The 24,358-nt window shown below is 69.7% G+C and carries 25 protein-coding genes; 11 read left to right on the top strand and 14 right to left on the bottom strand.

Annotation, left to right across the window (positions count from 1 at the left end):
* Positions 1-83 precede the first annotated feature (83 nt).
* Positions 84-908 (top strand): SDR family NAD(P)-dependent oxidoreductase, encoded by an 825-nt coding sequence (locus AWC02_RS09080; RefSeq protein ID WP_085128442.1) that lies wholly within the window; start codon positions 84-86, stop codon positions 906-908.
* Between the two features lie 6 nt (positions 909-914).
* Here AWC02_RS09080 and AWC02_RS09075 read toward each other — a convergent pair whose 3' ends face one another.
* The 3 genes from AWC02_RS09075 to AWC02_RS09065 form a co-directional block, all read right to left on the bottom strand.
* Complete coding sequence (locus tag AWC02_RS09075; protein WP_419179225.1) at positions 915-1,772, bottom strand: glycine betaine ABC transporter substrate-binding protein; 858 nt, start codon at positions 1,770-1,772, stop codon at positions 915-917.
* Between the two features lie 7 nt (positions 1,773-1,779).
* Entirely contained in the window at positions 1,780-2,961 is a 1,182-nt protein-coding gene (locus tag AWC02_RS09070; RefSeq protein WP_085128441.1) for an NAD(P)-dependent malic enzyme, read from the bottom strand.
* Positions 2,962-3,057: 96 nt separating this feature from the next.
* Positions 3,058-4,047, bottom strand: a complete 990-nt coding sequence (locus AWC02_RS09065; RefSeq protein ID WP_085128440.1) for a malate dehydrogenase — start codon at positions 4,045-4,047, stop codon at positions 3,058-3,060.
* 170 nt (positions 4,048-4,217) lie between these two features.
* Between AWC02_RS09065 and corA the strand changes: the two genes are divergently transcribed.
* A complete protein-coding gene (gene corA / locus AWC02_RS09060; RefSeq protein WP_085128439.1) occupies positions 4,218-5,252 on the top strand; it encodes a magnesium/cobalt transporter CorA in 1,035 nt (344 codons plus the stop codon).
* A gap of 1 nt (position 5,253) precedes the next feature.
* Here corA and AWC02_RS09055 read toward each other — a convergent pair whose 3' ends face one another.
* The 6 genes from AWC02_RS09055 to AWC02_RS09030 form a co-directional block, all read right to left on the bottom strand.
* A complete protein-coding gene (locus tag AWC02_RS09055; protein ID WP_085128438.1) occupies positions 5,254-5,859 on the bottom strand; it encodes a suppressor of fused domain protein in 606 nt (201 codons plus the stop codon).
* A 7-nt stretch (positions 5,860-5,866) separates the two neighbouring features.
* Complete coding sequence (locus AWC02_RS09050; RefSeq protein WP_085128437.1) at positions 5,867-7,012, bottom strand: ABC transporter ATP-binding protein; 1,146 nt, start codon at positions 7,010-7,012, stop codon at positions 5,867-5,869.
* A gap of 4 nt (positions 7,013-7,016) precedes the next feature.
* Entirely contained in the window at positions 7,017-7,844 is an 828-nt protein-coding gene (locus AWC02_RS09045; RefSeq protein WP_085128436.1) for a carbohydrate ABC transporter permease, read from the bottom strand.
* Positions 7,841-8,722 carry a carbohydrate ABC transporter permease gene (locus AWC02_RS09040; RefSeq protein ID WP_085128435.1) on the bottom strand — a complete coding sequence of 294 codons (882 nt, stop codon included), beginning with the start codon at positions 8,720-8,722 and terminating at the stop codon, positions 7,841-7,843. The genes AWC02_RS09045 and AWC02_RS09040 overlap by 4 nt, the downstream gene beginning before the upstream one ends.
* Complete coding sequence (locus tag AWC02_RS09035) at positions 8,719-10,137, bottom strand: ABC transporter substrate-binding protein (protein WP_085128434.1); 1,419 nt, start codon at positions 10,135-10,137, stop codon at positions 8,719-8,721. Before AWC02_RS09035 ends, AWC02_RS09040 begins: the two co-directional genes overlap by 4 nt.
* Before the next feature lie 74 nt (positions 10,138-10,211).
* Positions 10,212-10,739 carry a YflT domain-containing protein gene (locus AWC02_RS09030; RefSeq protein WP_046321733.1) on the bottom strand — a complete coding sequence of 176 codons (528 nt, stop codon included), beginning with the start codon at positions 10,737-10,739 and terminating at the stop codon, positions 10,212-10,214.
* A gap of 78 nt (positions 10,740-10,817) precedes the next feature.
* Here AWC02_RS09030 and AWC02_RS09025 point away from each other — a divergent pair, with 78 nt between their 5' ends.
* Complete coding sequence (locus tag AWC02_RS09025) at positions 10,818-11,438, top strand: DUF4190 domain-containing protein (RefSeq protein WP_085128433.1); 621 nt, start codon at positions 10,818-10,820, stop codon at positions 11,436-11,438.
* On the opposite strand, the gene AWC02_RS09020 is transcribed toward AWC02_RS09025, so the two are convergent.
* Positions 11,435-12,403 (bottom strand): HpcH/HpaI aldolase/citrate lyase family protein, encoded by a 969-nt coding sequence (locus AWC02_RS09020; RefSeq protein WP_085128432.1) that lies wholly within the window; start codon positions 12,401-12,403, stop codon positions 11,435-11,437. The genes AWC02_RS09025 and AWC02_RS09020 overlap by 4 nt on opposite strands.
* A 24-nt stretch (positions 12,404-12,427) precedes the next feature.
* On the opposite strand from AWC02_RS09020, the gene AWC02_RS09015 reads away from it, so the two are divergent.
* From AWC02_RS09015 to AWC02_RS09000, 4 genes are all read left to right on the top strand, one after another.
* Positions 12,428-13,726, top strand: coding sequence for a magnesium transporter MgtE N-terminal domain-containing protein (locus tag AWC02_RS09015; protein ID WP_085128431.1), 1,299 nt, complete (start codon positions 12,428-12,430; stop codon positions 13,724-13,726).
* On the top strand, positions 13,723-14,220 hold the full coding sequence (locus AWC02_RS09010; RefSeq protein ID WP_085128430.1) for a DUF1003 domain-containing protein: 498 nt from the start codon (positions 13,723-13,725) through the stop codon (positions 14,218-14,220). Before AWC02_RS09015 ends, AWC02_RS09010 begins: the two co-directional genes overlap by 4 nt.
* Positions 14,221-14,349: 129 nt before the next feature.
* Positions 14,350-15,690 (top strand): lytic transglycosylase domain-containing protein, encoded by a 1,341-nt coding sequence (locus tag AWC02_RS09005; protein ID WP_419179224.1) that lies wholly within the window; start codon positions 14,350-14,352, stop codon positions 15,688-15,690.
* Between the two features lie 49 nt (positions 15,691-15,739).
* The gene (locus AWC02_RS09000; protein ID WP_085128429.1) at positions 15,740-16,894 is read left to right on the top strand and encodes an Mrp/NBP35 family ATP-binding protein; all 1,155 of its coding nucleotides are present in this window, start codon (positions 15,740-15,742) and stop codon (positions 16,892-16,894) included.
* 34 nt (positions 16,895-16,928) lie between these two features.
* On the opposite strand, the gene tatB is transcribed toward AWC02_RS09000, so the two are convergent.
* The 4 genes from tatB to sigE all read right to left on the bottom strand — a co-directional run bounded on the left by tatB (position 16,929) and on the right by sigE (position 20,209).
* Entirely contained in the window at positions 16,929-17,312 is a 384-nt protein-coding gene (gene tatB, locus AWC02_RS08995) for a Sec-independent protein translocase protein TatB (RefSeq protein WP_085128428.1), read from the bottom strand.
* 12 nt (positions 17,313-17,324) lie between these two features.
* Positions 17,325-18,821 (bottom strand): serine protease HtrA, encoded by a 1,497-nt coding sequence (htrA, locus tag AWC02_RS08990; protein ID WP_085128427.1) that lies wholly within the window; start codon positions 18,819-18,821, stop codon positions 17,325-17,327.
* Between the two features lie 87 nt (positions 18,822-18,908).
* The gene (gene rseA / locus AWC02_RS08985; protein ID WP_165757874.1) at positions 18,909-19,343 is read right to left on the bottom strand and encodes an anti-sigma E factor RseA; all 435 of its coding nucleotides are present in this window, start codon (positions 19,341-19,343) and stop codon (positions 18,909-18,911) included.
* A gap of 86 nt (positions 19,344-19,429) precedes the next feature.
* Entirely contained in the window at positions 19,430-20,209 is a 780-nt protein-coding gene (gene sigE, locus AWC02_RS08980; protein ID WP_419179223.1) for an RNA polymerase sigma factor SigE, read from the bottom strand.
* A gap of 202 nt (positions 20,210-20,411) precedes the next feature.
* Here sigE and AWC02_RS08975 point away from each other — a divergent pair, with 202 nt between their 5' ends.
* From AWC02_RS08975 to AWC02_RS08960, 4 genes are all read left to right on the top strand, one after another.
* Positions 20,412-21,077, top strand: a complete 666-nt coding sequence (locus AWC02_RS08975) for an O-methyltransferase (RefSeq protein ID WP_085128425.1) — start codon at positions 20,412-20,414, stop codon at positions 21,075-21,077.
* Between the two features lie 99 nt (positions 21,078-21,176).
* Positions 21,177-21,815 (top strand): TetR/AcrR family transcriptional regulator, encoded by a 639-nt coding sequence (locus AWC02_RS08970; RefSeq protein WP_085128424.1) that lies wholly within the window; start codon positions 21,177-21,179, stop codon positions 21,813-21,815.
* Positions 21,805-22,710: an ABC transporter ATP-binding protein gene (locus AWC02_RS08965; RefSeq protein WP_085128423.1), complete on the top strand. Its 906-nt coding sequence runs from the start codon at positions 21,805-21,807 to the stop codon at positions 22,708-22,710. The genes AWC02_RS08970 and AWC02_RS08965 overlap by 11 nt, the downstream gene beginning before the upstream one ends.
* A complete protein-coding gene (locus AWC02_RS08960; protein ID WP_109560938.1) occupies positions 22,707-24,350 on the top strand; it encodes an ABC transporter permease in 1,644 nt (547 codons plus the stop codon). Before AWC02_RS08965 ends, AWC02_RS08960 begins: the two co-directional genes overlap by 4 nt.
* Positions 24,351-24,358: the final 8 nt, after the last annotated feature.

Here is a 24,358-nt window from a genome sequence, read left to right as displayed (position 1 = left end):
CACCTCTCGTTTACCGAGGCCCACTCATCCAGTACCGGCGGTACCGGATACGCTCGTGGTTCCACAGACCGCTGGGAGAACACATGCAGGGATTCGCGGGCAAGGTCGCCGTCGTCACCGGCGCCGGTTCCGGCATCGGTCAGGCACTGGCCGTCGAGCTGGCACGCGCGGGAGCGCAGCTGGCGATCAGCGACGTCGACACCGAGGGTCTCACCGAGACCGAGCGGCGGGTGGCCGCGCTGGGTGTGCGGGTCAAGGCCGACCGACTCGACGTCACCGAGCGCGAAGCGTTCCTGCTCTACGCCGACGAGGTCAAAGAGCATTTCGGCAAGGTCAATCAGATCTACAACAACGCCGGGATCGCCTACAGCGGCGACATCGAGATCACCCCGTTCAAGGACATCGAACGGGTGATGGATGTCGACTTCTGGGGTGTGGTCAACGGCACCAAGGCCTTCCTGCCGCACCTGATCGCCTCCGGCGACGGACACGTCATCAACGTCTCCAGTCTGTTCGGACTGCTGGCGGTGCCCGGCCAGGGCGCCTACAACGCGGCGAAGTTCGCCGTCCGCGGCTTCACCGAGGCGTTGCGCCAAGAGATGGTGGTCGCCGGGCACCCGGTCAAGGTCACCACGGTGCACCCGGGCGGCATCAAGACCGCGATCGCCCGTAACGCCACCGTCGCCGAAGGCCTCGACGCCGCGGCGATGGCCGAGTTCTTCGACCGGCGGCTGGCCTCCACCACCGCCGAAGAGGCCGCCCGGGTGATCCTCGCGGGGGTCCGGAAGAACCGGGCCCGCGTGCTGATCGGAAATGACGCACGGGCTCTGGATCTGCTGGTGCGCGTCATGGGCTCGAAGTACCAGTGGCTGTTCTCGCGCGCCATCCCGCGGCTGCGGCCCCGGTAGCTGCCGTTACCTGCCCAGTGGGTGTTCGTCGAGGAAGCCGTCGACCACAACCTGCGGATCGGCTCCCTCGGCCACCCGGCGGCGCATCTCGATCAGCGCCTCGGTGTCGAGCACTCCGGCCACCTGGTTGACCGCCAGCAGCTGGGCCTCGGTCAGCTCGTTGCGGCGATACAGCGGCACCACGTTCTCCGCGCGTACCAGCGCGGGCCGGCCGTCGGTGAGCAGCAGCGCGTCCTCCGGTACGTCCGGATCGGCGGTAGTGGCCCACGCCGCCGTGATCTGGCGAGCGCGCAGCGCGGCGAACAACGCTGTGTCGTTGGGGAATTCACGAACTTTCGGCAGCGCGCAGCGCCCCACCGCGGTAGGCGCGGGGAAACCCGCAACCCGGCCGACGGTCAGCCCGGTGCAATGCCGCACGACCGCGCTCAGGTTGGAGTCGTCCCAGGCCAGGGCCGTCGCCTCGGTCACGGCCAGCGTCGGCTTGTCCTCCGCGCTCATGGCGTAGTCGCCCACCGCGAGTCCCTCGGGCAGCGCCCCCGCCAATGCCCAGTAGACCCCCCGGTCAGAGCGTGCCACGGAGTCGGGGGCGAAGATCGCCAGGAACCGGCCGGTGAAACCCGGCACGACGGTCAGCTCGCCGGCGTCCAGTCCTGGAACCGGGTCGGCGACGGCCTCGATGCGCACTGCGGCGCCGGTGCTGCGCAGGGCGCTGGCATACAGGTGTGCCAGGACCTGCGCCTGCGGATCCGGGGCCATGCCCACGGTCAGCGGCGACGGGGCCGGGTGAGCGCCGCAACCGGCGATCAGCAACGCCGCCCATCCCAGCGCCCAGCGGCGCAGGTGATGTCCGAGCGGCCTGCGCACGGTGAACTCAGGAGACGGTGTCGGCGGCTGCCGCGACAGCGGCCGCAACGGCCGGCTCGACTCGGGGATCCAGCGGGCTGGGCACGATACGGTCCGGGGCCAGTTCGTCGGCGACAACCGAGAAAATCGCTTCTGCGGCAGCCAACTTCATCGCCTCGGTGATCCGGCGCGCACCGGCGTCCAGCGCACCACGGAACACTCCGGGGAAGGCCAGCACATTGTTGATCTGGTTGGGGAAGTCGCTGCGTCCGGTCGCCACCACCGCCGCATACTTGGCCGCCAGGTCGGGGTGGATCTCCGGGTCGGGATTGGACAGGGCGAACACCACGCCGCCCGGTGCCATCGATGCGATCAGCTCCTCGGGCACCACGCCCCCGGACGCGCCGAGGAAGACGTCGGCGCCGGCCAGTGCCTCGGCGAGACCACCGGTGACGCCCCGCGGGTTGGTCCGCTGCGCCAGCTCGAGCTTGACCTCGTTCATCCCCGAGCGCTCCGGATGCAGCACGCCCTGCGAGTCCAGCACGATCATGTCCGTGACGCCCCGGGAGAGCAGGATGTTCGCGCAGGCAACGCCCGCGGCACCCGCACCGGAGACCACCACCCGCAGCGACGCGATCTCACGGTCGACCACCTTGGCCGCCCCCAGCAGGGCCGCCAATGCCACGATCGCGGTGCCGTGCTGGTCGTCGTGCATCACCGGGCAGTCCAGCGCCTCGATCACCCGGCGCTCGATCTCGAAGCAGCGCGGAGCGGAGATGTCCTCCAGATTGACCGCCCCGAACGACGGACGCAGCCGCACCAGGGTTTCGACGATCTCGTCGGGATCCTTGGTGTCCAACACGATCGGGATGGAGTCCAGGCCGGCGAACGTCTTGAACAACGCCGCCTTGCCCTCCATCACCGGCAGCGCCGCCGACGGTCCGAGGTCTCCCAGCCCGAGCACCGAGGTGCCGTCGCTGACCACCGCCACCAGCCGGTGCGCCCAGGTGTACCGAGCCGCCAGTGTGTGGTCGGCGGCAATGGCCCGGCTTACCTGCGCCACACCGGGGGTGTAGGCGATCGACAGCGCACGCTGGCTGTCCAGCGGCGACTTGAGTTCGACGGAGATCTTCCCACCCGTGTGGGCTTCGAAGATCTCTTCGTCTCCGATCACGATCGGCGAGCTGTTCATCGCTAGGTTCTCAGGCATCGATAGTCCAGGGTACTGCGCTGCATTTGCGTTCTTTCTTTCGGCCGCGGCGGCCGATGCACCGCAGTTTCCAACAACGCCTTACGAGTCAGCGCCTCAGATCAGACCCAGCGAGGTGACCGCTTCGCGCTCGTCGGCCAGCTCAGCGGTGGAGGCGTCGATCCGGCTGCGGGAGAAGTCGTCGATCTCCAGACCCTGCACGATGCTCCAGTCGCCACCGGAGGTGGTGACCGGGAACGAGGAGATCAGGCCCTCGGGCACACCGTAGGAGCCGTCGGAGACCACCGCCATCGACACCCAGTCACCGTCCGGGGTGCCCAGCAGCCAGTCCCGGGCCGCGTCGACGGTGGCCGATGCCGCCGAGGCGGCCGACGACGCACCGCGCGCGTCGATGATCGCCGCACCGCGCTTGGCGACGGTCGGGATGAAGTCGTTCTCGATCCAGGCCTGGTCGCCGACCACCTCGGCGGCGTTACGCCCGCCGACCTCGGCGTGGAAGATGTCGGGGTACTGGCTCGCCGAGTGGTTACCCCAGATCGTCATCTTCTTGACGTCGGTGACCTTGGCGCCGGTCTTGGCGGCCAACTGCGAGATCGCCCGGTTGTGGTCCAGACGGGTCAGCGCCGAGAAGCGCTCCTTGGGGATGTCGGGCGCGTTGGTCATCGCGATCAGCGCGTTGGTGTTGGCCGGATTGCCCGTGACCCCGACCCGGATGTCGGAGGCCGCAACCGCGTTGAGCGCCTTGCCCTGCGCGGTGAAGATGGCACCGTTGGCCTCCAGCAGGTCGCTGCGCTCCATGCCCGGTCCACGCGGGCGGGCGCCGACCAGCAGCGCCAGATTGGCGCCGTCGAAGATCTTGTTCGCGTCCGAGCCGATCTGCACACCCGACAGCAGCGGGAACGCACAGTCGTCGAGCTCCATGACGACGCCCTCAAGCGCCTTGAGCGCCGGCTCGATCTCCAGCAGGCGCAGTTCGATCGGCCGGTCGGGGCCCAGCAGCGAGCCACTGGCCAGGCGGAAAAGCAGGCTGTATCCGATCTGGCCGGCGGCGCCGGTGACGGCGACCTTGAGTGGGGTTGTGCTCACGTCAAGCGCTCCTCGAACGTTCGGCTGGTCTGGCGTTGGTCCGGGTCGAAACTAGCGCACCGGCGCCGTCACCGAAACTCCGGGACCCCGCCGATGAACCCCGCTCACCGCGCAGGTCGATGCCGGGCGCGTAGCATTTGACCGGCACCTGCGCCGGAGGGAGAGCCGCCATGACGGCGTTGCACGACCCGACACCTCGAGTGCTGGTGGACTGCGGTGTTTACGCCGACGGCAAGCGAGTCCCGGGCCGGTTCACCCCCGCCGGCGCCCGGGCCAAGGTGCGTGAAATCGAGGCCGACGGCCGCGACGCGTTCGTGTGGGTCGGTCTGCACGAGCCGGGCCAGGCCCAGATGCAGGGCGTGGCCGCGACCTTCGAACTGCACCCGCTGTCGGTCGAGGACGCCGTTCAGGCACACCAGCGGCCGAAGCTGGAGCGCTACGACGACAGCCTGTTCCTGGCACTCAAGACCGTCAACTACGTCGCGCACGAATCGGCGGTGGTGCCCCGGGAGATCGTCGAGACCGGCGAGATCATGATGTTTGTCGGCAAGAACTTCGTGGTCACCGTCCGGCACGGCGAACACAGCAGCCTGACCGACGTGCGCAGGCGGATGGAAGCCGATCCCGAGCAGATGCGGCTGGGGCCGTTTGCGGTGATGCACGCCATCGCCGACTACGTGGTGGACCGCTATGTCGAGGTGACTGCCCGCATGGAGAGCGACATCGATCTGATCGAGGAGGCCGCGTTCGCACCGGGCACCCGTACCGATGTCGAACCGATCTACCAGATCAAACGCGAAGTGGTCGAGCTGCGGCGGGCGGTGGCGCCGCTGTCCGGGCCGTTCGAGCGGTTGCAGAACGAGTGCCGGGACCTGATCTCCAAAGAGGTGCGGCGGTATCTGCGCGACGTCGCCGATCATCAGACGCGCGCCGCCGAGCAGATCGCCGGCTACAACGAGTTGCTCAGCTCGCTGGTGCAGGCCGCGCTCGCGCGGGTGGGCATGCAGCAGAACACCGACATGCGCAAGATGTCGGCGTGGGCGGGCATCATCGCCGTCCCGACCATGATCGCCGGCATCTACGGGATGAATTTCGACTACATGCCGGCCCTGCACTGGGCATTCAGCTATCCGGTTGTGGTGGCCGGCATGTGCGCGATCTCCGCGGTGCTCTACCGCGCGTTCCGCCGCAACGGCTGGCTGTGAGCTAAGGGGCGGAGGCGCGACGGTCCGGGTCGAACACGTCCACGCCGTCCGCGCGCCAGGCCTCCCGCATCGCCTCAGCGCCCTTGAGCCGCACCCAGGCGGCCTCCGTCGCGGTGATCGGGGTGGCCGTAAGAAACCGCACCGGTTCCCGCGGGGGCTCCAGCGCGAGCTCGGCGATGTCGCTGTCGCCGAGCAGCACGGCGGTGAACGGCGCCGGGCCCGCAGGTCCGGTCCACAACGGCCCCCCGAGGTCGATCAGCGCGTCGGGCGCCAGCACCACCCCTTCGACCACCGGCGCCGCGGCCACGGCCGCGATGCTGCGGGCCAGGCCGGCATCGGACGCCGAAGCACGCAGGTGCACAACGATTTCTGCGCGCGGGCCGTGCACCGGGTCGGCAAGCATATGGCCGGGGTCCCCCATGGGGTGGCGCGAGCAACCCGCCGAGACGTAATGCACCATCCGGTCGGGTCCGGGCCCGAACCGCAACACCTCGATGGGCTCGACACCCAGAAATGTCACCCGGGCGACGTCCGGCTCACCGGCGGCACCGGCCGCGGCGAAGTGCTGCTGTACGTGCTGACGCACCCGATCCAGGTCGTGGGTCACCGGGGGTTCACCGCCCGGCGGGTGCGACGCTGAGGTTCACCCCGGTCTTGGCGTCGAACGCGACCGCCTTGTCCGGCAGCAGGGCCAGTTCGATCGGCTGCCCGCCGACGGCCTTCGACGCCGAGGGGACCCGGGCCACCAGGCTGCCTTCGGCCGGCGCTCCGGCGGACTCGTTCGGCGTGAAGTACAGGTACTTGTCCGCACCCAGCGATTCCACCAGGTCGACGCGGGCCGTGAAGGTCACCGCGTTGCGCCGCCCGGCATCGTCGAGCAGCGCAGCATCCACCAGGTGCTCGGGGCGCACCCCGATGACGACCTCCCCGCCCTGCGGAGCGGGATGCGCAGCGATCGTCTGACGAGTCGCCGCATCGAGCGGGACTTCGCCGAACGGCAGGCGGGCACCGGTGGCGGTCAGGGTGCCGGGAAAGAAGTTCATCGCCGGCGAGCCGACGAACCCGGCGACGAACAGATTGACGGGACGCTCGTAGAGCTCGGCGGGGGTCCCGATCTGCTGGGCGACACCGCCCTGCATCACCACCACCCGGTCCCCGAGCGTCATCGCCTCGGTCTGGTCGTGCGTGACGTAGACGGTCGTGATGCCCAGCCGGCGCTGCAACCGCGCGATCTCGCTTCGCATCTGTACGCGCAGCTTCGCGTCGAGGTTCGACAGCGGCTCGTCCATCAGAAATGCCTTGGGGTGCCGGACGATCGCCCGGCCCATGGCGACCCGCTGACGCTGGCCGCCGGACAGCTGCGACGGCTTGCGGTCCAGCAGGTCGGTCAGGTCGAGGATCTTGGCCACGTCGGCGACCTTCTCGGCGATCTGCGACTTCTTCATCTTGGCCAGGGTCAGCGGGAAGGCGATGTTGCCCCGCACCGTCATGTGCGGGTAAAGGGCGTAGGACTGGAACACCATGGCGATGTCGCGGTCCTTGGGGGCACGCTCGTTGACGCGCTCGCCACCGATGCGCAGCTCCCCCGAAGTGATCTCCTCCAGGCCGGCGATCATGTTCAGGGTGGTCGATTTTCCGCAGCCCGAGGGTCCGACCAAAATGATGAACTCGCCGTCGGCGATGCTCAGCGACAGGTCGTTGACCGCCACCGCACCATCGGGGTAGCTCTTGGTGACGTGTGACAGTTCGATCTCGGCCATCCCGCTATCCCTTCACCGCGCCGGAGGTCAGTCCCGCCACGATCCGTCGTTGGAAGATTAGAACAAAGGCGATGATCGGCACGGTGATCACCATCGCTCCCGCCGCGATCGATCCGGTGGGCTCCTCGAATTGCGAACTGCCGGTGAAGTTGGCGATGGCCACGGGCGCGGTGACCGAGGCTTTCGTGGCCGTCAGCGACAACGCCAGCAGCAGATCGTTCCACGCGAAGATGAACACCAGAATGGCAGCGGTGACGATGCCCGGCGCCGCCAGCGGCGCGATCACCTTGCGGAACGCCTGCCCCGGCGTGGCGCCGTCCATCTTGGCGGCCTTCTCCAGATCCCACGGGATCTCGGCGAAGAACGCCGACAGCGTGTAGATCGCCAGCGGCAGCGCAAACGTGATGTAGGGGATGATCAGGCCCAGCCAGGTGTCGAACAGCCCGGTAGCGCGTTCGATGTTGAAAATCGGTGTCACCAGGGAAATCTGGGGAAACATCGCGATCAGCAGGGCCGCCCCCACCAGCACCCGCTTACCGGGGAAGTCCAGGCGAGCCACCGCGTAGGCGGCCATCGCCCCGATGACCACCGCGATCACCGTGGTGATCAGGCCGATGCCCACCGAGTTGATCAGCGCCGAACCGAAGACGTCACCGGCAAAGATCCCGCGGTAGTTGTCCAGCGTCACCGACGAGGGAATGAACCTGCCGTCCTTGACCGTTGAGGTCGGCTTGAGCGACAGCGACAGAATCCACAACACCGGGACCAGTGCATAGACCAGCACGGCCAGGTCGATGATGACCCATGCGGTTCGGCGCCGAAGACCGGTCATCGCTGGTCCGATCCCGGCGCCGCGGCGCCGAACACCTTGACGAACACGAACGCGATCAGCGCCACGCAGATGAAGATCAACACCGAGATCGCCGACCCCAATCCCACGTTGAATCCTTTGAAGAGGTTGTCGTAGCCCAGGATCGACACCGAGCCGGTGTTGTTGGAGCCGTTGGTGAGCACGTAGATGTTGTCGAAGATCCGAAACGCGTCCAGGGTGCGAAACAGCACCGCCACCAAGATCGCGGGTTTCATGATCGGCAACGTGACCGAGACCAGGCGCCGCCACGGGCCGGCGCCGTCCACCTGCGCGGCCTTGAGCAGGTCCTCGGGCACCAGCGCCAGCCCGGCCAACAGCAGCAGGGCCATGAACGGCGTCGTCTTCCACACCTCGGCCAGCACCACGATGCCCAGCGAGGGCAACTGCTGGGTCAACGGCGCGCTTCCGGTGGGCAGCAGGTCGGCCAGATACCCCGTGCCCGGCGTCCAGGCGTAATACCAGCTGTAGGCGGCGGCGACCGTGACGATGCCGTAGGGCACCAGCACCGCGGTGCGCACCATGCCCTTGGCGAACAGACTGCGGTGCATCACCAGCGCCAGCGCCAGGCCGAACACGAACTCGAAGGCCACCGAGACCACGGTGATCCCCAGGGTCACCGCGAACGCGGTCCACCAGTAGGAGTCGGTCAAGGTGGTCTGGTAGTTGGCCAGGCCGACGAACGCGGTGTCCTCCGGGGTGGCCAGGTTGTAGCGCTGCAGGCTCAGCCAGATCGCGTAGCCGATGGGGTACGCCGTCACCGCCAGCATCAGGATCACCGCCGGGGCGACCAGCAACACCGCCAGCCGGCGCTGCGAACGGACGTCGTCGACCCGCGTCACGGGATCAGCCCCTTGCCGTCGATGGCCTTCTGCACCTGCACGGCCAGCTCGTCGGCGGTGCGTTCGGGGTCGATGACGCTGATCGGCGCCAGCGTCGCCGATATCCGGGTCGACACCGCCTGATACACCGGGGTCGCCGGGCGCACCGCCGCGTCGGTGAGCTGCTGGCGGATCACATTGTGTTGCGGATATTTCTCCTGGAACTGCGGGTCGTCGTACACCGAGGCGCGCACCGCGGGCAGGCCGCCCTCGATCGCGAGATATTTCTGGTTGGCCGGATTGCGCAGGCAGCGCACCGCTTCGAAGGCCTCGGCGCGATGCCGGGTGGTCCGGGCCACCGCCAGGTTCAGCCCGCCGAGCGTCACCTTGGCCGGGTGGCCTTCCCGCACAGCCGGATACGGCGCGAAGCCCAGCACCGAACGACTGGCGTCGTAGGCGAGCCGATACTGCTCCTCGGTGGGTTTGAACGCGCCGCCCTCGACGCTGCCGGCCAGCTCCGGGCGCCCCTGCAACGGCAGGAAACCCACCCCGCCTTTGACCGCGTTCTCCAGCATCGACGGCAGCACGAACGGCCAGTTGACCTCCAGCGCCGCCCGGCCCTGCTCGAAAGCCAGCCGGGCGGTGGCCTCATCGGTCTGGGTGATCGACGGGTCGGCCCCGGGCGCGGTCGCCACCGCCTTCATGACCCGCAGCGCGGCCACGGTGGCGGCCCGGTGTTCGTCGGTGTCGACGAGGGTGACGGCCTTGCCGTCATCGCTGAGGACCCGGCCGCCGGCGCTTTGCAGCAGGGTGTTGAACCACACCACCAGGCCCTCGTACTGCTTGGCCTGCACCGCGATCCAGCTGGGCCCGCCCGCGGCGTGCAAGCGGGTTGCCTCGGCCACCATCTGGTCCCAGGTGGCCGGCGCGGACGCCATCAGATCCGGCCGGTACCAGAGCAACTGGGTGTTGGTAACGATGGGCGCGGCGTAGAGCCGCTCATGCCACCGGGCGCTTGCGAGCGGACCCGGCAGGGTGTCCGCGACGGCGTCGGCTTCGGCTTTGCCGGCCGGGTCGTCCGACAGCGGCAAGGCCCAGCCGGCCTCGGCGAATTCGGCCGTCCACACCACATCGAGGCCCATCACGTCCAGGGTGCGGTCGTTGCCGGTGAGCCGCCGGGCCAGTTGCAGGCGCTGATCGTCGGCGGCGCGCGGCAGACTGAACTGCTGCACCCGGTACCGGCCGCCGGCCTGTGCGGTGCAGCGCGCCGCGATGACGCGAAAGGTCGCGGTGTCGTTGGCGGGGGTGTAGACGCTGATCACCGGGACACCGGCGGACGAGTCCGGCGATCCGCAGGACGATCCCGCCGACGCCACGGTCAGCGCGATCAGCCCGGCCGCGCCCAGCCGGCCCACGCGACCGCGCCGACTCCCCACGCCACCCGCCTCCCGTTGCCGATCCGTGCCACGACGGTAAGGCCGTCCGCGGGCGCTACGCAAACACCGCAGCGCTACAGCGTCAGCTTCGCCAGCAGATCCCGGCCCTGCTCGGCGCTCTGCGGGTCGCACAGCACGTCATAGCGTCCCGCGACCAGCTGCATGGTGGAGCTGAAGTCCCTTGTACCCCGGGCCATCGCGTAGGGCACCGAGGAGGTGATCAGGCCGAAGAACACCCCGGCGATCAGACCCGTCACCAGCGCCTGGGTCGGGTTGGCGCTGAAGATTCCCAGCACCAGGCCGATGAACAGACCCAGCCAGGCGCCGCTCAGCACCCCGCCGCCGAGCACCTTGGGCCAGGTGAGCCGGCCGGTGACCCGCTCGACCTGCATGAGGTCGACGCCGACGATGGTCACCTGGTGGACGGGGAACTCCTGATCGGACAAGTAGTCCACCGCTCGCTGCGCCTCGGCGTAGGTCGGGTACGACCCGATCGGCCAGCCTTTCGGCGGCGTCGGCAGCCGGGCCGGATCACGACGAGCGGGCGCTCCGGCCGCGCCGAGCGGATCGGGACGCTGTCCAGGCTGGAAGGGGCTGGTCATGGGAATTCTCTCTCCTCGCCCCGAGAAGCGGCTGTCGGACGACAAGCCGGTCGCGGCGCATCGGCTAGGTTGAACAGCATGACAGCTCCCGGCGGGGATTCTGAACAGAATCCACGAGGCAATCCCGACCAGCCCTGGGCCAACCCGGGTGCTACCGGGCCCGATCAGGGCGGCTGGGCTTACCCGTCGGGCTTCGAGGGCTATCCCCCCGGCCCGGTGTACCCCGCGCCCGGATTCCCGCCGCCTCCGGCCGGTGGCGGCTTCCCGCCACCCCCGCCTACCAGCGGATATCCGGCTGGCCCACCGCCCGGCAACTACCTGCCGCCCGGCGGTTATCTGCCTCCTCCGCCGCCCGCTCCGGGCGAGTACCCGGGACCCGGCGGTCCGATCGGCTACCCGCCGCCGGGCTACACCCCGGGTTACCCGCCGGCGGGTTATGGCGCGCCGTATTCCGGCGGCTACCCCCTGCCGGGCCAGGCGCAGAAGACCAACGTCCTGGCCGTCACCTCCCTGGTGCTGGCCCTGCTCGGACTGGTGTTCTGGCCGCTGGCCCTGGCCGGGTTCATCGTGGGAGTCGTCGCGCTGAACCAGATCAAGTCGACCGGTGAGGGCGGGCACGGCCTGGCGGTGGCCGGCACCTCGATCGCCGGCGTGGCGATGATGCTCTCGTTGATCCTGGCGATGATCGCCCTGAACTAGCCCGACGGCGGCGTGAACGGCGGCGCCTCGCGGCGCATCCCGGCCGCGCGGCCCTTGCCCGCCACCACCAACGCCATTTTGCGGCTGGCCTCGTCGAGCATCTCGTCACCGAGCATCACCGCGCCGCGGGCTCCACCGGCGTGCGAGGTGTGCCACGCGTAGGCCTCCAGAATCAGCTCGGCGTGGTCGTATTCGGCCTGCCGCGGACTGAAGATCTCGTTGCCCGCTGCGATCTGGTCGGGATGCAGCACCCATTTGCCGTCGAAGCCGAGAGCGGCCGAGCGGCCCGCAACCCGCCGGAATGCCTCGACGTCACGGACTTTCAGATACGGCCCGTCGACGGCGGCGATCCCGTGCGCGCGCGCCGCCACCAGAATCGTCATCAGCACATGGTGGTAGGCGTCGCCCTCGGTGTAGCCCTCGGGCTGTTCGCCGACCTCCAGGGTCCGGGTGTTGAGGCTGGCCATCAGGTCGGCCGGTCCGAGCACCAAGGCCTGCACCCGGGGCGCTGCGGCAATCGCGTTGATGTTGGTCAGACCGCGGGCGTCCTCGATCTGGGCGTCGATGCCGATCTGGCCGACCGGCAGACCGTGGACGGTCTCCAGCTGGGTGAGCAGCAGATCCAGCGCCTGCACGTGCGAGGCATCCGACACCTTGGGCAGCACGACGACATCCAGCCGGGTACCGGCGGCACCGACCGCCGAGACCACCTCGATCAGGTCGGCATGGGTCCACGGCGTGGTCCAGTCGTTGACCCGAACGCCCAGCAACGGCGCCGTCCAGTTCGTCTCCGTCAGCGCTTCGGCCACCAGGGTGCGGGCCTGGTCTTTGGCCGCTGGGGCGACCGCGTCCTCCAGATCGAGAAAGACCTGGTCGGCCTGCAGACCCTTGGCTTTGTCGATCATCTTCTGGCTGCTGCCCGGTACGGACAGGCAGGTACGGCGGGGGCGATACGCGTTGGTCACCTAAATACTCCTACCCTTTCAATCATGGCGTCGAGCAACAGGGTTTATGCAGCGCGGCTCGCGCGGATGGTGGTACTGGGCCCGTTCGGCGAATCCGTCGGGCGGGTCCGCGATGTGGTGGTCAGTCTCAGCATCGTTCGCCAGCAACCCCGTGTCCTGGGTCTCGTCGTCGAATTGCCTACCCGCAGAAGGATATTCGTACCAATTCTACGGGTCGCCTCGATCGAACCCAACGCCGTCACCCTCAACACCGGAACCGTCTCGCTGCGCAAGTTCAACCAGCGTCCCGGTGAGGCGCTGGTGCTCGGACAGGTGCTGGACACCAAGGTCCGGGTCAACGACCCCGAGCTGCCGGAACTGGCCGGCGTCGATGTCGCGATCACCGACTTGGCGATCGAGCAGAGCCGCACGCGGGACTGGCTGGTGACGCGGGTGGCGGTGCGCCACTCCCGGCGGCTGGGCCGCCGCGGCGCGGTGCACATCGTGGACTGGCACAACGTGCAGGGCCTGACCCCGTCGGCGCTGGCGATGCCCGGGCAGGAAGTGGCGCAGCTGCTGGCGCAGTTCGAGGGCTGGCGGCCGATCGAAGTCGCCGACGCCATCCGCGAGCTGCCGCCCAAGCGCCGCTACGAGGTGTTCAACGCACTGGACAACGCCCGCCTGGCCGACATCCTGCAGGAGCTGCCCGAAGAACGGCAGGCCGTCGTGCTCGCCCAACTCGGCACCGATCGGGCCGCCGACGTGCTGGAGGAGATGGACCCCGACGACGCCGCGGACCTGCTCGGCGTCATGAACCCGACCGAGGCCGAGACGCTGCTGGCGCGGATGGACCCCGATGACTCCAATCCGGTGCGCCGCCTGCTGGAGCACTCCCCGGACACCGCGGGCGGTCTGATGACCTCCAACCCGGTGGTGCTGACCGCCGACACCTCGGTCGCCGAGGCACTGGCCCGGGTGCGCGATCCCGACCTGACCCCGGCGCTGTCGTCGCTGGTGTTCGTGACGCGAGCACCCACCGCCACCCCGACCGGCCGCTACCTGGGTTCTGTCCCGCTGCAGCAACTGCTGCGGGTCCCCCCGGCCGAACTCATCGGCGGCTTCGTCGACTCTGATCTGCCGGCCTTGAACCCCGAGGTGTCGTTGGCCGAGCTGACCCGCTACTTCGCGGCCTACAACCTGGTCTGCGGCCCCGTGCTCGACGAACAGAACCACCTACTGGGCGCGGTGACGGTCGACGACGTGCTCGACCACCTGCTGCCCGCCGATTGGCGCGAAACGCCCGAGCCGGACCTTGGACCGAAACTCGCCGGGAGGCCGTCGTGACCGACCGCTCGTCATCGCAGCGTCTCTCCACTCCCCGCACCTCACGGCTGCCCAGCTTCCAGCTCGATCCCGACGCGCTGGGCCGCTTCACCGAGTCGGTGGCGCGGTTCTTCGGCACCGGGCGCTACCTGGCCATCCAGACCCTGATCGTGGTGGCCTGGATCCTGCTGAACGTCTACGCGCTGCGCCTGCAGTGGGACCCCTACCCGTTCATCCTGCTCAACCTGGCATTTTCCACGCAGGCCGCCTACGCCGCGCCGCTGATCCTGCTGGCCCAGAACCGGCAGGAGAACCGCGATCGGGTCAGCCTGGATGAGGACCGCCGGCGCGCCGCCCAGACCAAAGCCGACACCGAGTACCTGGCCCGGGAACTGGCGTCGCTGCGATTGGCGGTCGGCGAGGTGGCAACCCGCGACTACCTGCACCACGAACTCGAGCGGCTGCGGGAACTGCTCGAAGCGCTGCGCCCGGCGCCCGACCCCGGCGCGCCGTAGCCGGTGCCCGGGGTGGTCCGCCTGTGGACGCGGACCATATAACGGTCACCAGCAGGACCGACGTTCGGTATGGTGACCTAGTTCACGAAGCGCGAGCGGTATCACCACAGCGAAATTAGGGACGGTCGAGTGCTAAAAGGGGGCGACGCCGGGGAACGCGTGTCCCGTGGCGCCAAAGTGCGCCGGGCCGCGCGTGCGGCCCTGCGGCCGGCGTTCGGCCTGATGTTCATCACCCCGCTGGTGTTCGCCGGCGCCGTGGGCGCCACACCCCGCTCCCCCTCGACCTCGCTACCGCTGCGCAACACCGCGGTCACCCCGCTGGCAGCGTCGGTGAACACCCCGTCGACCGGACGCTCGTCGGGGCCCGCCGTCGTCGCGGTGCACCGCCCGCCGGCGGCCCTGCGCGTGGCCGCCGGAGCCCCGTCGGCGCCGCCGGCGGCCGTCGTCTACGCACCCGGCACCCTCGGAATCCCCCAGACCGCATTGGCGGCCTACCGCAACGCCGAACACCAGATGTCGGTCGCCGCACCCGAGTGCGGGGTCAGCTGGAACCTGCTCGCCGGGATCGGGCGCATCGAGTCCGGCCACGCCAACGGCGGGGCCACCGACGCCCGGGGCAATGTGCTGCAGCCGATCTACGGGCCGGTGCTGGACGGCACCCTGCCCGGCAACGAAATCATCGTGGCCAGCAGCGCGCCCGGCCGGGTGGTCTACGCCCGCGCCTTGGGACCGATGCAGTTCCTGCCCGGAACCTGGTCGCGCTATGCCGCCGACGGCGACGGCGACGGCCGTGCGGACCCCCAGAACATCTACGACGCGACATTGGCGGCCGCCCGGTATCTGTGCAGTGGCGGGCTGAACCTGCGCGAGCAGTCGCAGGTTCTGACCGCCATCCTGCGCTACAACAATTCGATGGCCTACGCGGAGAACGTGATGGGCTGGGCGGCGGCCTACGCCACCGGAGTGGCGCCGGTCGACCTGCCGCCGATCGTCGGGCCGGCCCCGCCGATCGCCGACCTGCACCTCGAGCACCTGGAACACCCCGAGGGGCTCGGGCCGGAATCGCTGGCCCTGCACGGCATGTCGCATTTCGAACACACCACGGGCTCCGCGCTGATCGACCTGGGTCAGCCGAGCATGGAGACGCAGCTGGCAAACCTGCCCTGGCTCCAGCCGTGGATGACCGCCCCCGAGCAGCAGCAGCTGCCGCGTCCCTCGGCGGCCTGCCGGATGATCTGCCTGGAGCCGCAGGCAGCGCCGGCCCCGGCGGCCGCGCCGGCCCCGCCCAACGGCCTGCCCCCGTTCCCGTTCGCGCCCCCGGAAGCCCCACCGGCCGCGCCCGCGCCGATGCCGCCCTATGCGGTGGCACCGTTGCCGCCGGATTCCCCGGATCAGCCGGCCCCGGCACCGCCGGCTCCGGTGTTCCCCGGCACCCCGCCGGGTGGGCCCCAGGCATTGCCGCCGGCCTGACCGACAGCGCAGGCCGGCACCTCGCCGCACTGCCTTAGACTCGGTTGCGATGCCCGAGAACCACGATGACACCGCAGCCCTGCACGACGCGATCTACGCAGCGTTGGGCACCGTGCTCGACCCCGACATCCGGCGTCCGATCACCGATCTGGGCATGGTCAAGAGCATCGAGATCGCGGCCGACCACAGCGTCCACGTCACGATCTACCTGACCATCGCCGGCTGTCCGATGAAGTCCGAGATCACCAACATGGTGACCGCGGCGATCAACGACGTGCCCGGCACCGGCCCGGTGACGGTCAGCCTGGATGTCTTCAGCGACGAGCAGCGCGCCGAGTTGCGCAAGCAGTTACGCGGCGACGCACACGAGCCGGTCATTCCCTTCGCGCAACCGGGTTCGCTGACCAAGGTCTACGCGATCGCCTCGGGGAAGGGCGGGGTGGGCAAGTCCAGTGTCACCGTCAACCTCGCGGTTGCGCTGGCCGAACGTGGTCTGGCGGTCGGGGTGGTCGACGCCGACATCTACGGCCACTCGGTGCCCCGGATGATGGGCGTCACCGCCCTGCCGACGCAGGTCGACTCGATGATCATGCCGCCGATCGGCTACGGCGTGAAGGTGATCTCGATCGCGATGTTCACCCAGGGCAACACGCCGGTGGTGTGGCGTGGCCCGATGCTGCACCGGGCCCTGCAGCAGTTCCTCGCCGATGTCTACTGGGGCGACCTGGACGTGCTGTTGCTGGATCTGCCGCCGGGCACCGGCGACATCGCCATCTCGGTGGCCCAGCTGGTGCCCTCCGCCGAGATTCTGGTGGTGACCACCCCGCAGCAGGCGGCCGCGGAGGTCGCCGAGCGGGCCGGGGCGATCGCCCTGCAGACCCGCCAGCAAGTGGTCGGGGTGGTGGAGAACATGGCCGGGCTGGCCATGCCCGACGGGTCCACCATGCACCTGTTCGGCGAGGGCGGCGGCGATCGGGTCGCCGAGCGGCTGACCCGGGCCATGGGCCGCGAGGTGCCCCTGCTGGGCCAGGTGCCGATCGACAGCGAGATGGTGACCGGCGGCGACTCCGGCTCCCCGGTGGTGCTGTCGCCGGACTCCCCGGCGGGCCGGGAGCTGCGCCGGGTCGCCGATCAGCTGGCCACCCGCCGGCGCGGGCTGGTGGGCATGTCGCTGGGTTTGGACACCGGGGGCGCGCGGCGCTGATCCGGTCTCTGATCGGCCCTGAGCTGCTACCGGCCTAGGTGGCGTCGGTGTCGAAGGGCGCCGGCGCACCCGGGTCGGGAACCATCGCCGGTGCCGGCGGCGCCGGGCGTGGCTCGGCGGCCAGCGCACCGACGGCGGTGAACAGCGAGTCGTCCCCGTCGAGCAAATGCCGGGTCAGTGCGGTGCGGGGTGTCATGCCGCGCAGTTTCTGCAGTTCGCTCAGCGGTGCCCGCAGGTCGTCGAACTCCGGCCCGATCTCCTCGCGCAGTTGCTCGGTGGCGTTGGTGACGTAGTCGCGGGCCTGGCGCAGTGCGCCGGCGGTCCAGCGGATGGCTCCGGGGAGCCGCTCGGGTCCCAGGATCACCAGCCCGAGCACCACCAGGACCAGCATCTCGCCCCAGCCGACATTGGCGAACATGACGCCGGGCCGCTAACCGTCGGGGGTGGGGGTCACCATCAGCGTCACATGGCGCCCGTCGCGAACCACCTCGACGGGCGATTCCTTGCCGATGGTCAGGTTGCGGACCGCCACGACGAATTCGTTGGCGTCGGCGACGGTACGGTCGCCGATCTTGACCACCACGTCGTTCTCCAGCATGCCGCCCTTCTCCGCGGCGCTGCCCACCTTGACGTTGGCGATCTGCGCACCGGAGGCGATCGCGTTGCTGACCGAGCGAGCGCTCACCCCCAGCGTGGGGTGCACGATCTTGCCGTCCCGGATCAGCGCCTCGGCCACGATCTTCATCTCGTTGACCGGGATCGCGAATCCCAGCCCGCTGGCGCTGTCGGACAACGACTTTCCGGCGGTGTTGATGCCGACCAGCTGGGCGTCCATGTCGATCAGCGCACCGCCGGAGTTACCGTGGTTGATCGAGGCGTCGGTCTGGACCGCGTCGATGACGGTGTCGGTGTCGGAGTCGTCGCCCGAGAGCGGCACCGGCCGGTGCAGGGCGCTGATGATGCCGTGGGTGACGGTGCTGCGCAGGCCCAGTGGTGCGCCGGCCGCGATCACCTCGTCGCCCACCCGCACTTTGTCGGAGTCGCCGAGCCGGGCCACCGACAGGTTGTCGACGTTGTCGACCTTGAGCACGGCCAGGTCGGTCTTGGGGTCGCGGCCGACCAGGTTGGCCAGGACCTCTTTGCCGTCGTTGAACACCACGGTGGTCTTGAACTTGCTGGGGTTGTTGGCGGCTTCGGAGATGACGTGGTTGTTGGTGACGATGTAGCCCTTGCCGTCGATGACCACGCCGGATCCCTGCATGCCCTGGTCGTCGCTGACCGACTCGATGGTCACCACCGAATTCGCGATGGCTTCGGCCACCTTGGCGAACCGTCCGGCCGGCTCTTCGACGTTGCCCTTGGTCGACAGCGTCACCTTGGAGGTGGTGAAGGCCTCGACCACCTGCGCGGTCGTGCGTCCGACCCAGCCACCGACGATGCCGATGGCCAGCGCGATCGCGCCCAGAACGGCCAGCGCGCGGTAGGAGACCCGCTCACCGAACAGCACGTCGCGAACGCCGAGGCGGTCCCCGGAGTCGCCGGGCGCCCGGGGTGCGGGCGGGACCACGGCGGGCCCGCCCAGCGCCGCACCGGCGGCGGGGTCGCGCCAGGGGTCTTCGGTGGCCTCGGAGCCCGGTTTGCCGTTTCGGCCCAGCGCTCCGGCGTCGGCGGGATGACGCTGCAATGACGGGCCGGTGCCGTAGGGCCGGCCGAAGGCCTCTTTGAGCACGGGGTCCGGCGGCAGGTCACGCGGGACGTACTCGCCCTGCTCGCGGTACTTCTTGGGCCGTACCTCCGCGGGCGTGAAGGAGCCGCGTACGCCGTCGGGCCGCCCGAAGGCCTTCTTGGACGCAGTGTCCACCGGGGGACGGTAGACGGGGCGCGGCGCCAAGCGGTTGCCGCCGGCGTTCTCGTTGTTGGAGCTCACCTAATCCTCTTCCGGTTCCACCCCTGGGTCGCTTCCAGGCTCCGCGAGCACAGCGTCACCTGGCGCTGGCGCCGCTCCGGAACCACCTTACCGGCGTTTACGGCGTTCTCGGGGTTTGCCGTCCTCGAGCCGGGCGGGCAGCGGCCTCGTCGGCTCGTCCGCAGGGCAGTCGGCCGGCGCCTCGGGGATCTGGGCCAACAGGCCCAACAGCGCCGAGGGGATCCGGATCGGGTGTGAGTCGCGCAGGGCGGAACGCGCCCGGCCCTGGTATTCCACCTCGGCCGCGCAGTCGGGGCACAGCGACAGGTGGTGAGCCGCACGCAGGTGGGCGTTCATCCGCAGCTCGCCGTCGACGTAGGCGGCGATCGCTTCGCTGCACAGGTGTTCGGTGGAGCTGAACTGCCGCGGGGCGCCGACCGGCGCGTCGCTCTGCGAGGCGAATTGCGCGGGTAGCCAGGAGAACGCGCGACGGAAGAGACCTCCGCGGTCCGTCACACCGGACTCCTCTCCGATCGCCACCATCACTCAGCCGGGCTTGAATAAAGACCCTTTAAGAATGTAGCGCGATACCGCCGGCAGACGCCGAAACCCGCCGGTGCAGGCCGGACTCAGCGGGCCGCGGTGCCGCCGAACGCTTCGGCGTCACGCTGACCGGCGCGCGCGGCCAGATAGTCGCGCAGAGCCTGGCGGCCCCGGTGGATGCGGCTGCGCACGGTGCCCAGCTTCACCCCGAGGGTGGCGCCGACCTCTTCGTAGGACAGGCCTTCGATGTCGCACAGCACCACCGCGGCGCGGAATTCCGGCGCCAGCGAGTCCAGCGCCGCCTGCAGGTCGGGATCGAGCCGCGCGTCGTGGTAGATCTGCTCGGGGTCGGGCTGGTCGGCCGGCACCCGGTCGTAATCCTCGGGCAGCGCCTCCATCCGGACACGTCCCCGTCGCCGCACCATGTCCAGGAACAGGTTGGTGGTGATGCGGTGCAGCCAGCCTTCGAAGGTCCCGGGCTGGTAGTTGTGCACCGAACGGAACACCCGGATGAAGGTCTCCTGGGTGAGGTCCTCGGCGTCGTGCTGATTTCCGGACAGCCGGTAGGCCAGCCGGTAGACGCGGTCGGCGTGCTGGCGCACCAGTTCGTCCCAGGACGGCATCGCCGCTACATCGCCGGTTGCGTCGAACACCGCGGTTCCCTGCGGGGCCGCTGACCCCTGGACCCAGTCGGTGCCGGCGTAGCGGTCCGAGTGAGTGGTCGGGTGCGACATGGCGACCGGGGGCAGCAATGTGGTTATGGCGACGTCCTCCAGATCAGGGCCGCAGTCAGGCGACGGCAGCGTACTGTCGCGGTCAACGTGCAACGGGCCCCTCGTATTCCCAGCGTCTCGAGGCCGGTTCATACCTCGTTCCATGCCGATACCGTTGCCTATCGCGGTATGCCAGCTCTGTGCTGTGTCTGAACGCCGACTGTGAACCTGTGTTCGAATGCGTCACGCCGTGCGGATATGCGCCCAGATAACAGTTCGGACACGGGGCAATCCCCGGGCGTGTCGGGCAGGCGCCGGTGCGTGCCCCCGCCGCGCTTTGTCCTACGCTGCGGACATGGCCAGCACCGACGACACTCCCGCGGAACCGCCGCGCAGTCGCGCCGAGGCGCTCTTGTCGCACGCCGAGGAGTCGATGACCGAGGATGCGGTGCTGGCAGCTGCCCGGGATCGGGCCGCGGAGCTCGGTGTCGGGTCGATCAGTGCCGCCGTGGGCGCGCTGCTGAGTCTGCTGACCAAACTCAGCGCCGGCCGGGCGGTGGTCGAAGTAGGCACTGGCGCCGGGGTGAGCGGCCTATGGCTGTTGTCGGGCATGGGCGAAGACGGGGTGCTGACCACCATCGACATCGAGCCCGAGCATCAGCGCATCGCCAAGCAGGCGTTCAGCGAGGCCGGGATCGGGCCGGGCCGGACCCGCTTCATCGGCGGCCGCGCCCAAGAGGTGCTGACCCGGCTGGCCGACGAGTCCTACGACTTGGTGTTCGTCGACGCCGAGCCGATTGACCAGCCCGGCTACGTGCTGGAAGCCGTGCGGTTGCTGCGGTCCGGCGGCGTCGTCGTGCTGCACCGGGCGGCCCTGGGCGGCCGGGCCGGAGACCCCAGCGCCAACGACGCCGAGGTGACCGCGGTACGCGAAGCGGCCCGGCTGATCGCCGTCGACGAGCGGCTGACCCCGGCGCTGATACCGCTGGGCGACGGACTGCTGGCCGCCGTCCGCGACTGACCGGCGCCCGCCTGCTGCGGGGTGCACCCGCATTCTCCGAGACAACTATCGCCATCCGATGCTTGACGCGCGACTGAACGCGCGTTTAGCGTATTGAACATGCGTTCAGCGGACCTGACGGCCGCGGCGAGAATCCGCGACGCGGCCATCGAACAGTTCGGACGGCACGGCTTCGGCGTGAGCATCCGGGCTGTCGCTGAGGCTGCCGGGGTGAGCGCCCCGCTCGTCATCCACCATTTCCGGTCCAAGCACGGCCTGCGCCAAGCCTGCGACGCCTACGTCGCCGAAGTGATCCGCACCGGAAAGTCCGAGGCGATGCGCTCCGCAGACCCCGCGACCTGGTTCGCCCAGATGGCCGAAATCGAGTCCTACGCACCCCTGATGGCCTACCTGGCCCGCAGCATGCAGTCCGGAGGAGAACTGGCAAACGCGTTGTGGCGGCAGATGATCGACAACACCGAGAGCTATCTCGACGAAGGCGTCCGGGCCCGGACCCTCAAACCCAGTCGCGACCCGAAGGCCCGGGCCCGCTACCTGGCGATCACCGGCGGAGGCGCATTCCTGCTCTATCTGCAGATGCACGAGAACCCGGCCGATCTGCGCGCGGTGCTGCGCGACTACGCCCGCGAGATGGTGCTGCCCGCCCTCGAGCTCTACACCGACGGGCTGCTGGCCGACCGCACCATGTACGACGCCTTCCTGGAAGCCGAGCAAGGAGGAACCACCGATGCGCAATGAGAACAGCTGGACGGCAATCGAAGTCCGGGGACTGGAGAAGAGATTCGGACGGGTCACCGCGCTCGACGGACTGGATCTGAGCGTGCAGGCCGGGGAGGTGCACGGTTTCCTCGGCCCGAACGGCGCCGGAAAATCCACCACGATCCGCATCCTGCTGGGCCTGGCCAGAGCCGATGGCGGCACCGTGCGACTGCTCGGTGGCGACCCATGGACCGACGCGGTCGAACTGCACCGCCAGATCGCCTACGTACCAGGCGATGTCACCCTGTGGCCGACATTGACCGGCGGCGAGATCATCGATCTGCTGGCCCGGATGCGCGGCGGCATCGACCAACGCCGCCGCGACGAGCTGATCGAACGCTTCGACCTGGATCCGAGCAAGAAAGCGCGCACCTACTCCAAGGGCAACCGCCAGAAGGTCTCCCTGATCTCCGCGTTCGCCTCGCATGCCCGGCTGCTGGTGCTCGACGAACCCAGCAGCGGCCTCGACCCGTTGATGGAAAACGTGTTCCAGCAGTGCGTTACCGAGGCGAACCGGCGCGGCGCCACCGTGCTGCTGTCCAGCCACATCCTGGCCGAGACCGAGGCCCTGTGTCACCGGGTCACGATCATCCGCGCCGGACGCGCGGTCGAGAGCGGTTCACTGGACGCCCTGCGGCACTTGCGCCGCACCTCCATCGCGGCCGATCTGATGCGCGACCCCGGCGACCTGACGCGCATCCCGGGCGTAGCCGACGTGCACTACACCGGCACCGTGCTGCATGCCCAGGTCGACAGCGCCAGCCTCGGGGAACTGATCGCGGTGCTCGGCGCCGCCGGAGTGCGCAGCCTCACCAGCCGGCCCCCCACCCTTGAGGAACTGTTCCTGCGCCACTACGACACGGTGCGAGCATGACTGCCCTGGCCGTGCCGCCGGCAATCCCGGCGCCCCGCCGGGACCGTCTCGCTCTGGCCGGCACGCTCGGGTTGCTGCGCCTGTCCCTGCGCCGCGACCGCATCGTGTTGCCCCTGTGGGTGCTGCTGCTGTCGCTGCCACTGGCGGGCGTCTACATCGCGAGCGTCCAGGCGATCTATCCCACTGCGGCCGAACGCGCCGGCCTGGCCGCGACCATCATGGCCAGCCCGGCCCAGCGTGCCGTGTACGGGCAGGTCTACAACGACTCCCTGGGCGCGGTGGGCATCTGGAAGGCCGGAATCTTCCACCTGCTCATCGGGATCGCGGTGATCCTCACCGTGATCCGGCACACCCGCGCCGACGAAGAGGCCGGCCGCACCGAGTTGATCGACTCCACCGCCGTGGGCCGTCATGCCGGACTGACCAGCGCACTGCTGCTGGCGGCGGGCGCATCGCTGACCACCGGCGCCATCGGTACCGCGGGCCTGCTGACCACCGACGTGCCCGCCGCGGGATCGTGGGCGTTCGGGGCGGCGCTGGCCTGCTCCGGACTGGTGTTCACCGCGGTGGCCGCCGTCGCCGCCCAACTGTCGCCCAGCGCCCGGTTCGCCCGCGGCGCCGCTTTCGGCGTGCTCGCCGGGGCATTCACGCTGCGGGCCTTAGGCGATGCCGGATCGGGAGCGCTGTCCTGGCTGTCGCCACTGGGTTGGTCGCTGCAGGTACGGCCCTACGCCGGTGACCGCTGGTGGGTGCTGGTGCTGCCCCTGGCGACGGCAGCCGCACTGACCGCGCTGGCCTACCGGCTGGCCGCCCGCCGTGATGTCGGCGCCGGTCTGCTTGCCGAACGCCCCGGTCCAGGCACGGCAGCGCCGGCCCTGAGTGGGGCGTTCGGGCTGGCGTGGCGGCTGGACCGCGGCGCGCTGCTGCTGTGGACCACCGGCCTGGCGCTCTACGGGCTGCTCGTGGGCAGCGTGGTGCACGGGATCGGCGACGAGGTGGGCAACGACCGCGCCCGCGACATCGTGGTGCGACTGGGCGGCACCACGGTGCTCGAACACGCGTTCGTGGCGGTGGCGTTCACCATGTTGGGCATGGTCGCCGCCGCTTTTGCGGTGTCGCTGGCGCTGCGGCCACGCCAGGAGGAGACCACCGGCCGAGCCGAGACCCTGCTGGCCGGATCGTTGTCGCGTTCGCGGTGGCTGGCAAGCCACGTGGCGGTGGCCCTGGCCGGTTCGGGGATCGCACTGTTGGTCGCCGGACTGGTGGCCGGAATCGTCTACGCAACGGCGGCCGGTGACTCCGGCGGGCAGTTGCCCCTCGCGGTGGGCAGCGCCGCGGTTCAGCTGCCGGCGGTCTGGTTGCCCGCGGCGATGGCGGTCGCCGCGTATGGGATCGTCCCGCGCCTGGCGCCCGCCGCCTGGGCGGTTCTGATCGGCTTCATCGCGCTGTATCTGCTGGGCACCATCTCGGGGCTGCCGCAGCGGGTACTCGACCTCGAACCGTTCGCCCACATCCCGCTGGTCGGCGCCGGCCCCGAGGGCACCTTCAGCGCGGTGCCGCTGGTCGTTCTGCTGGCGCTCGACATCGGCCTGATCACGTTGGGCCTATGGGGGCTGCGCCGCCGTGACCTGACCCCCTAGGAGGACCG

It is taken from the genome of Mycolicibacter engbaekii, from assembly GCF_002101585.1.
Lineage (GTDB): Bacteria > Actinomycetota > Actinomycetes > Mycobacteriales > Mycobacteriaceae > Mycobacterium > Mycobacterium engbaekii.
Note: the sequence above shows the minus strand (reverse complement) of the source record. Positions and strands in the feature narration are given on the sequence as shown.

Excerpts from the sequence above, each read along its gene's own strand:
- AWC02_RS09030 (WP_046321733.1), bottom strand. The coding sequence starts at position 10,739 with ATGACCAGCCCCTTCCAGCCTGGACAGCGTCCCGATCCGCTCGGCGCG.
- AWC02_RS09015 (WP_085128431.1), top strand. The coding sequence starts at position 12,428 with ATGGCGTCGAGCAACAGGGTTTATGCAGCGCGGCTCGCGCGGATGGTG.
- corA (WP_085128439.1), top strand. The coding sequence starts at position 4,218 with ATGACGGCGTTGCACGACCCGACACCTCGAGTGCTGGTGGACTGCGGT.
- tatB (WP_085128428.1), bottom strand. The coding sequence starts at position 17,312 with ATGTTCGCCAATGTCGGCTGGGGCGAGATGCTGGTCCTGGTGGTGCTC.
- AWC02_RS08965 (WP_085128423.1), top strand. The coding sequence starts at position 21,805 with ATGCGCAATGAGAACAGCTGGACGGCAATCGAAGTCCGGGGACTGGAG.
- AWC02_RS09045 (WP_085128436.1), bottom strand. The coding sequence starts at position 7,844 with ATGACCGGTCTTCGGCGCCGAACCGCATGGGTCATCATCGACCTGGCC.
- AWC02_RS08970 (WP_085128424.1), top strand. The coding sequence starts at position 21,177 with ATGCGTTCAGCGGACCTGACGGCCGCGGCGAGAATCCGCGACGCGGCC.
- AWC02_RS09000 (WP_085128429.1), top strand. The coding sequence starts at position 15,740 with ATGCCCGAGAACCACGATGACACCGCAGCCCTGCACGACGCGATCTAC.
- sigE (WP_419179223.1), bottom strand. The coding sequence starts at position 20,209 with ATGAACCGGCCTCGAGACGCTGGGAATACGAGGGGCCCGTTGCACGTT.
- AWC02_RS09050 (WP_085128437.1), bottom strand. The coding sequence starts at position 7,012 with ATGGCCGAGATCGAACTGTCACACGTCACCAAGAGCTACCCCGATGGT.
- AWC02_RS08960 (WP_109560938.1), top strand. The coding sequence starts at position 22,707 with ATGACTGCCCTGGCCGTGCCGCCGGCAATCCCGGCGCCCCGCCGGGAC.
- AWC02_RS09025 (WP_085128433.1), top strand. The coding sequence starts at position 10,818 with ATGACAGCTCCCGGCGGGGATTCTGAACAGAATCCACGAGGCAATCCC.
- rseA (WP_165757874.1), bottom strand. The coding sequence starts at position 19,343 with ATGGTGGCGATCGGAGAGGAGTCCGGTGTGACGGACCGCGGAGGTCTC.
- AWC02_RS08975 (WP_085128425.1), top strand. The coding sequence starts at position 20,412 with ATGGCCAGCACCGACGACACTCCCGCGGAACCGCCGCGCAGTCGCGCC.
- AWC02_RS09080 (WP_085128442.1), top strand. The coding sequence starts at position 84 with ATGCAGGGATTCGCGGGCAAGGTCGCCGTCGTCACCGGCGCCGGTTCC.
- AWC02_RS09070 (WP_085128441.1), bottom strand. The coding sequence starts at position 2,961 with ATGCCTGAGAACCTAGCGATGAACAGCTCGCCGATCGTGATCGGAGAC.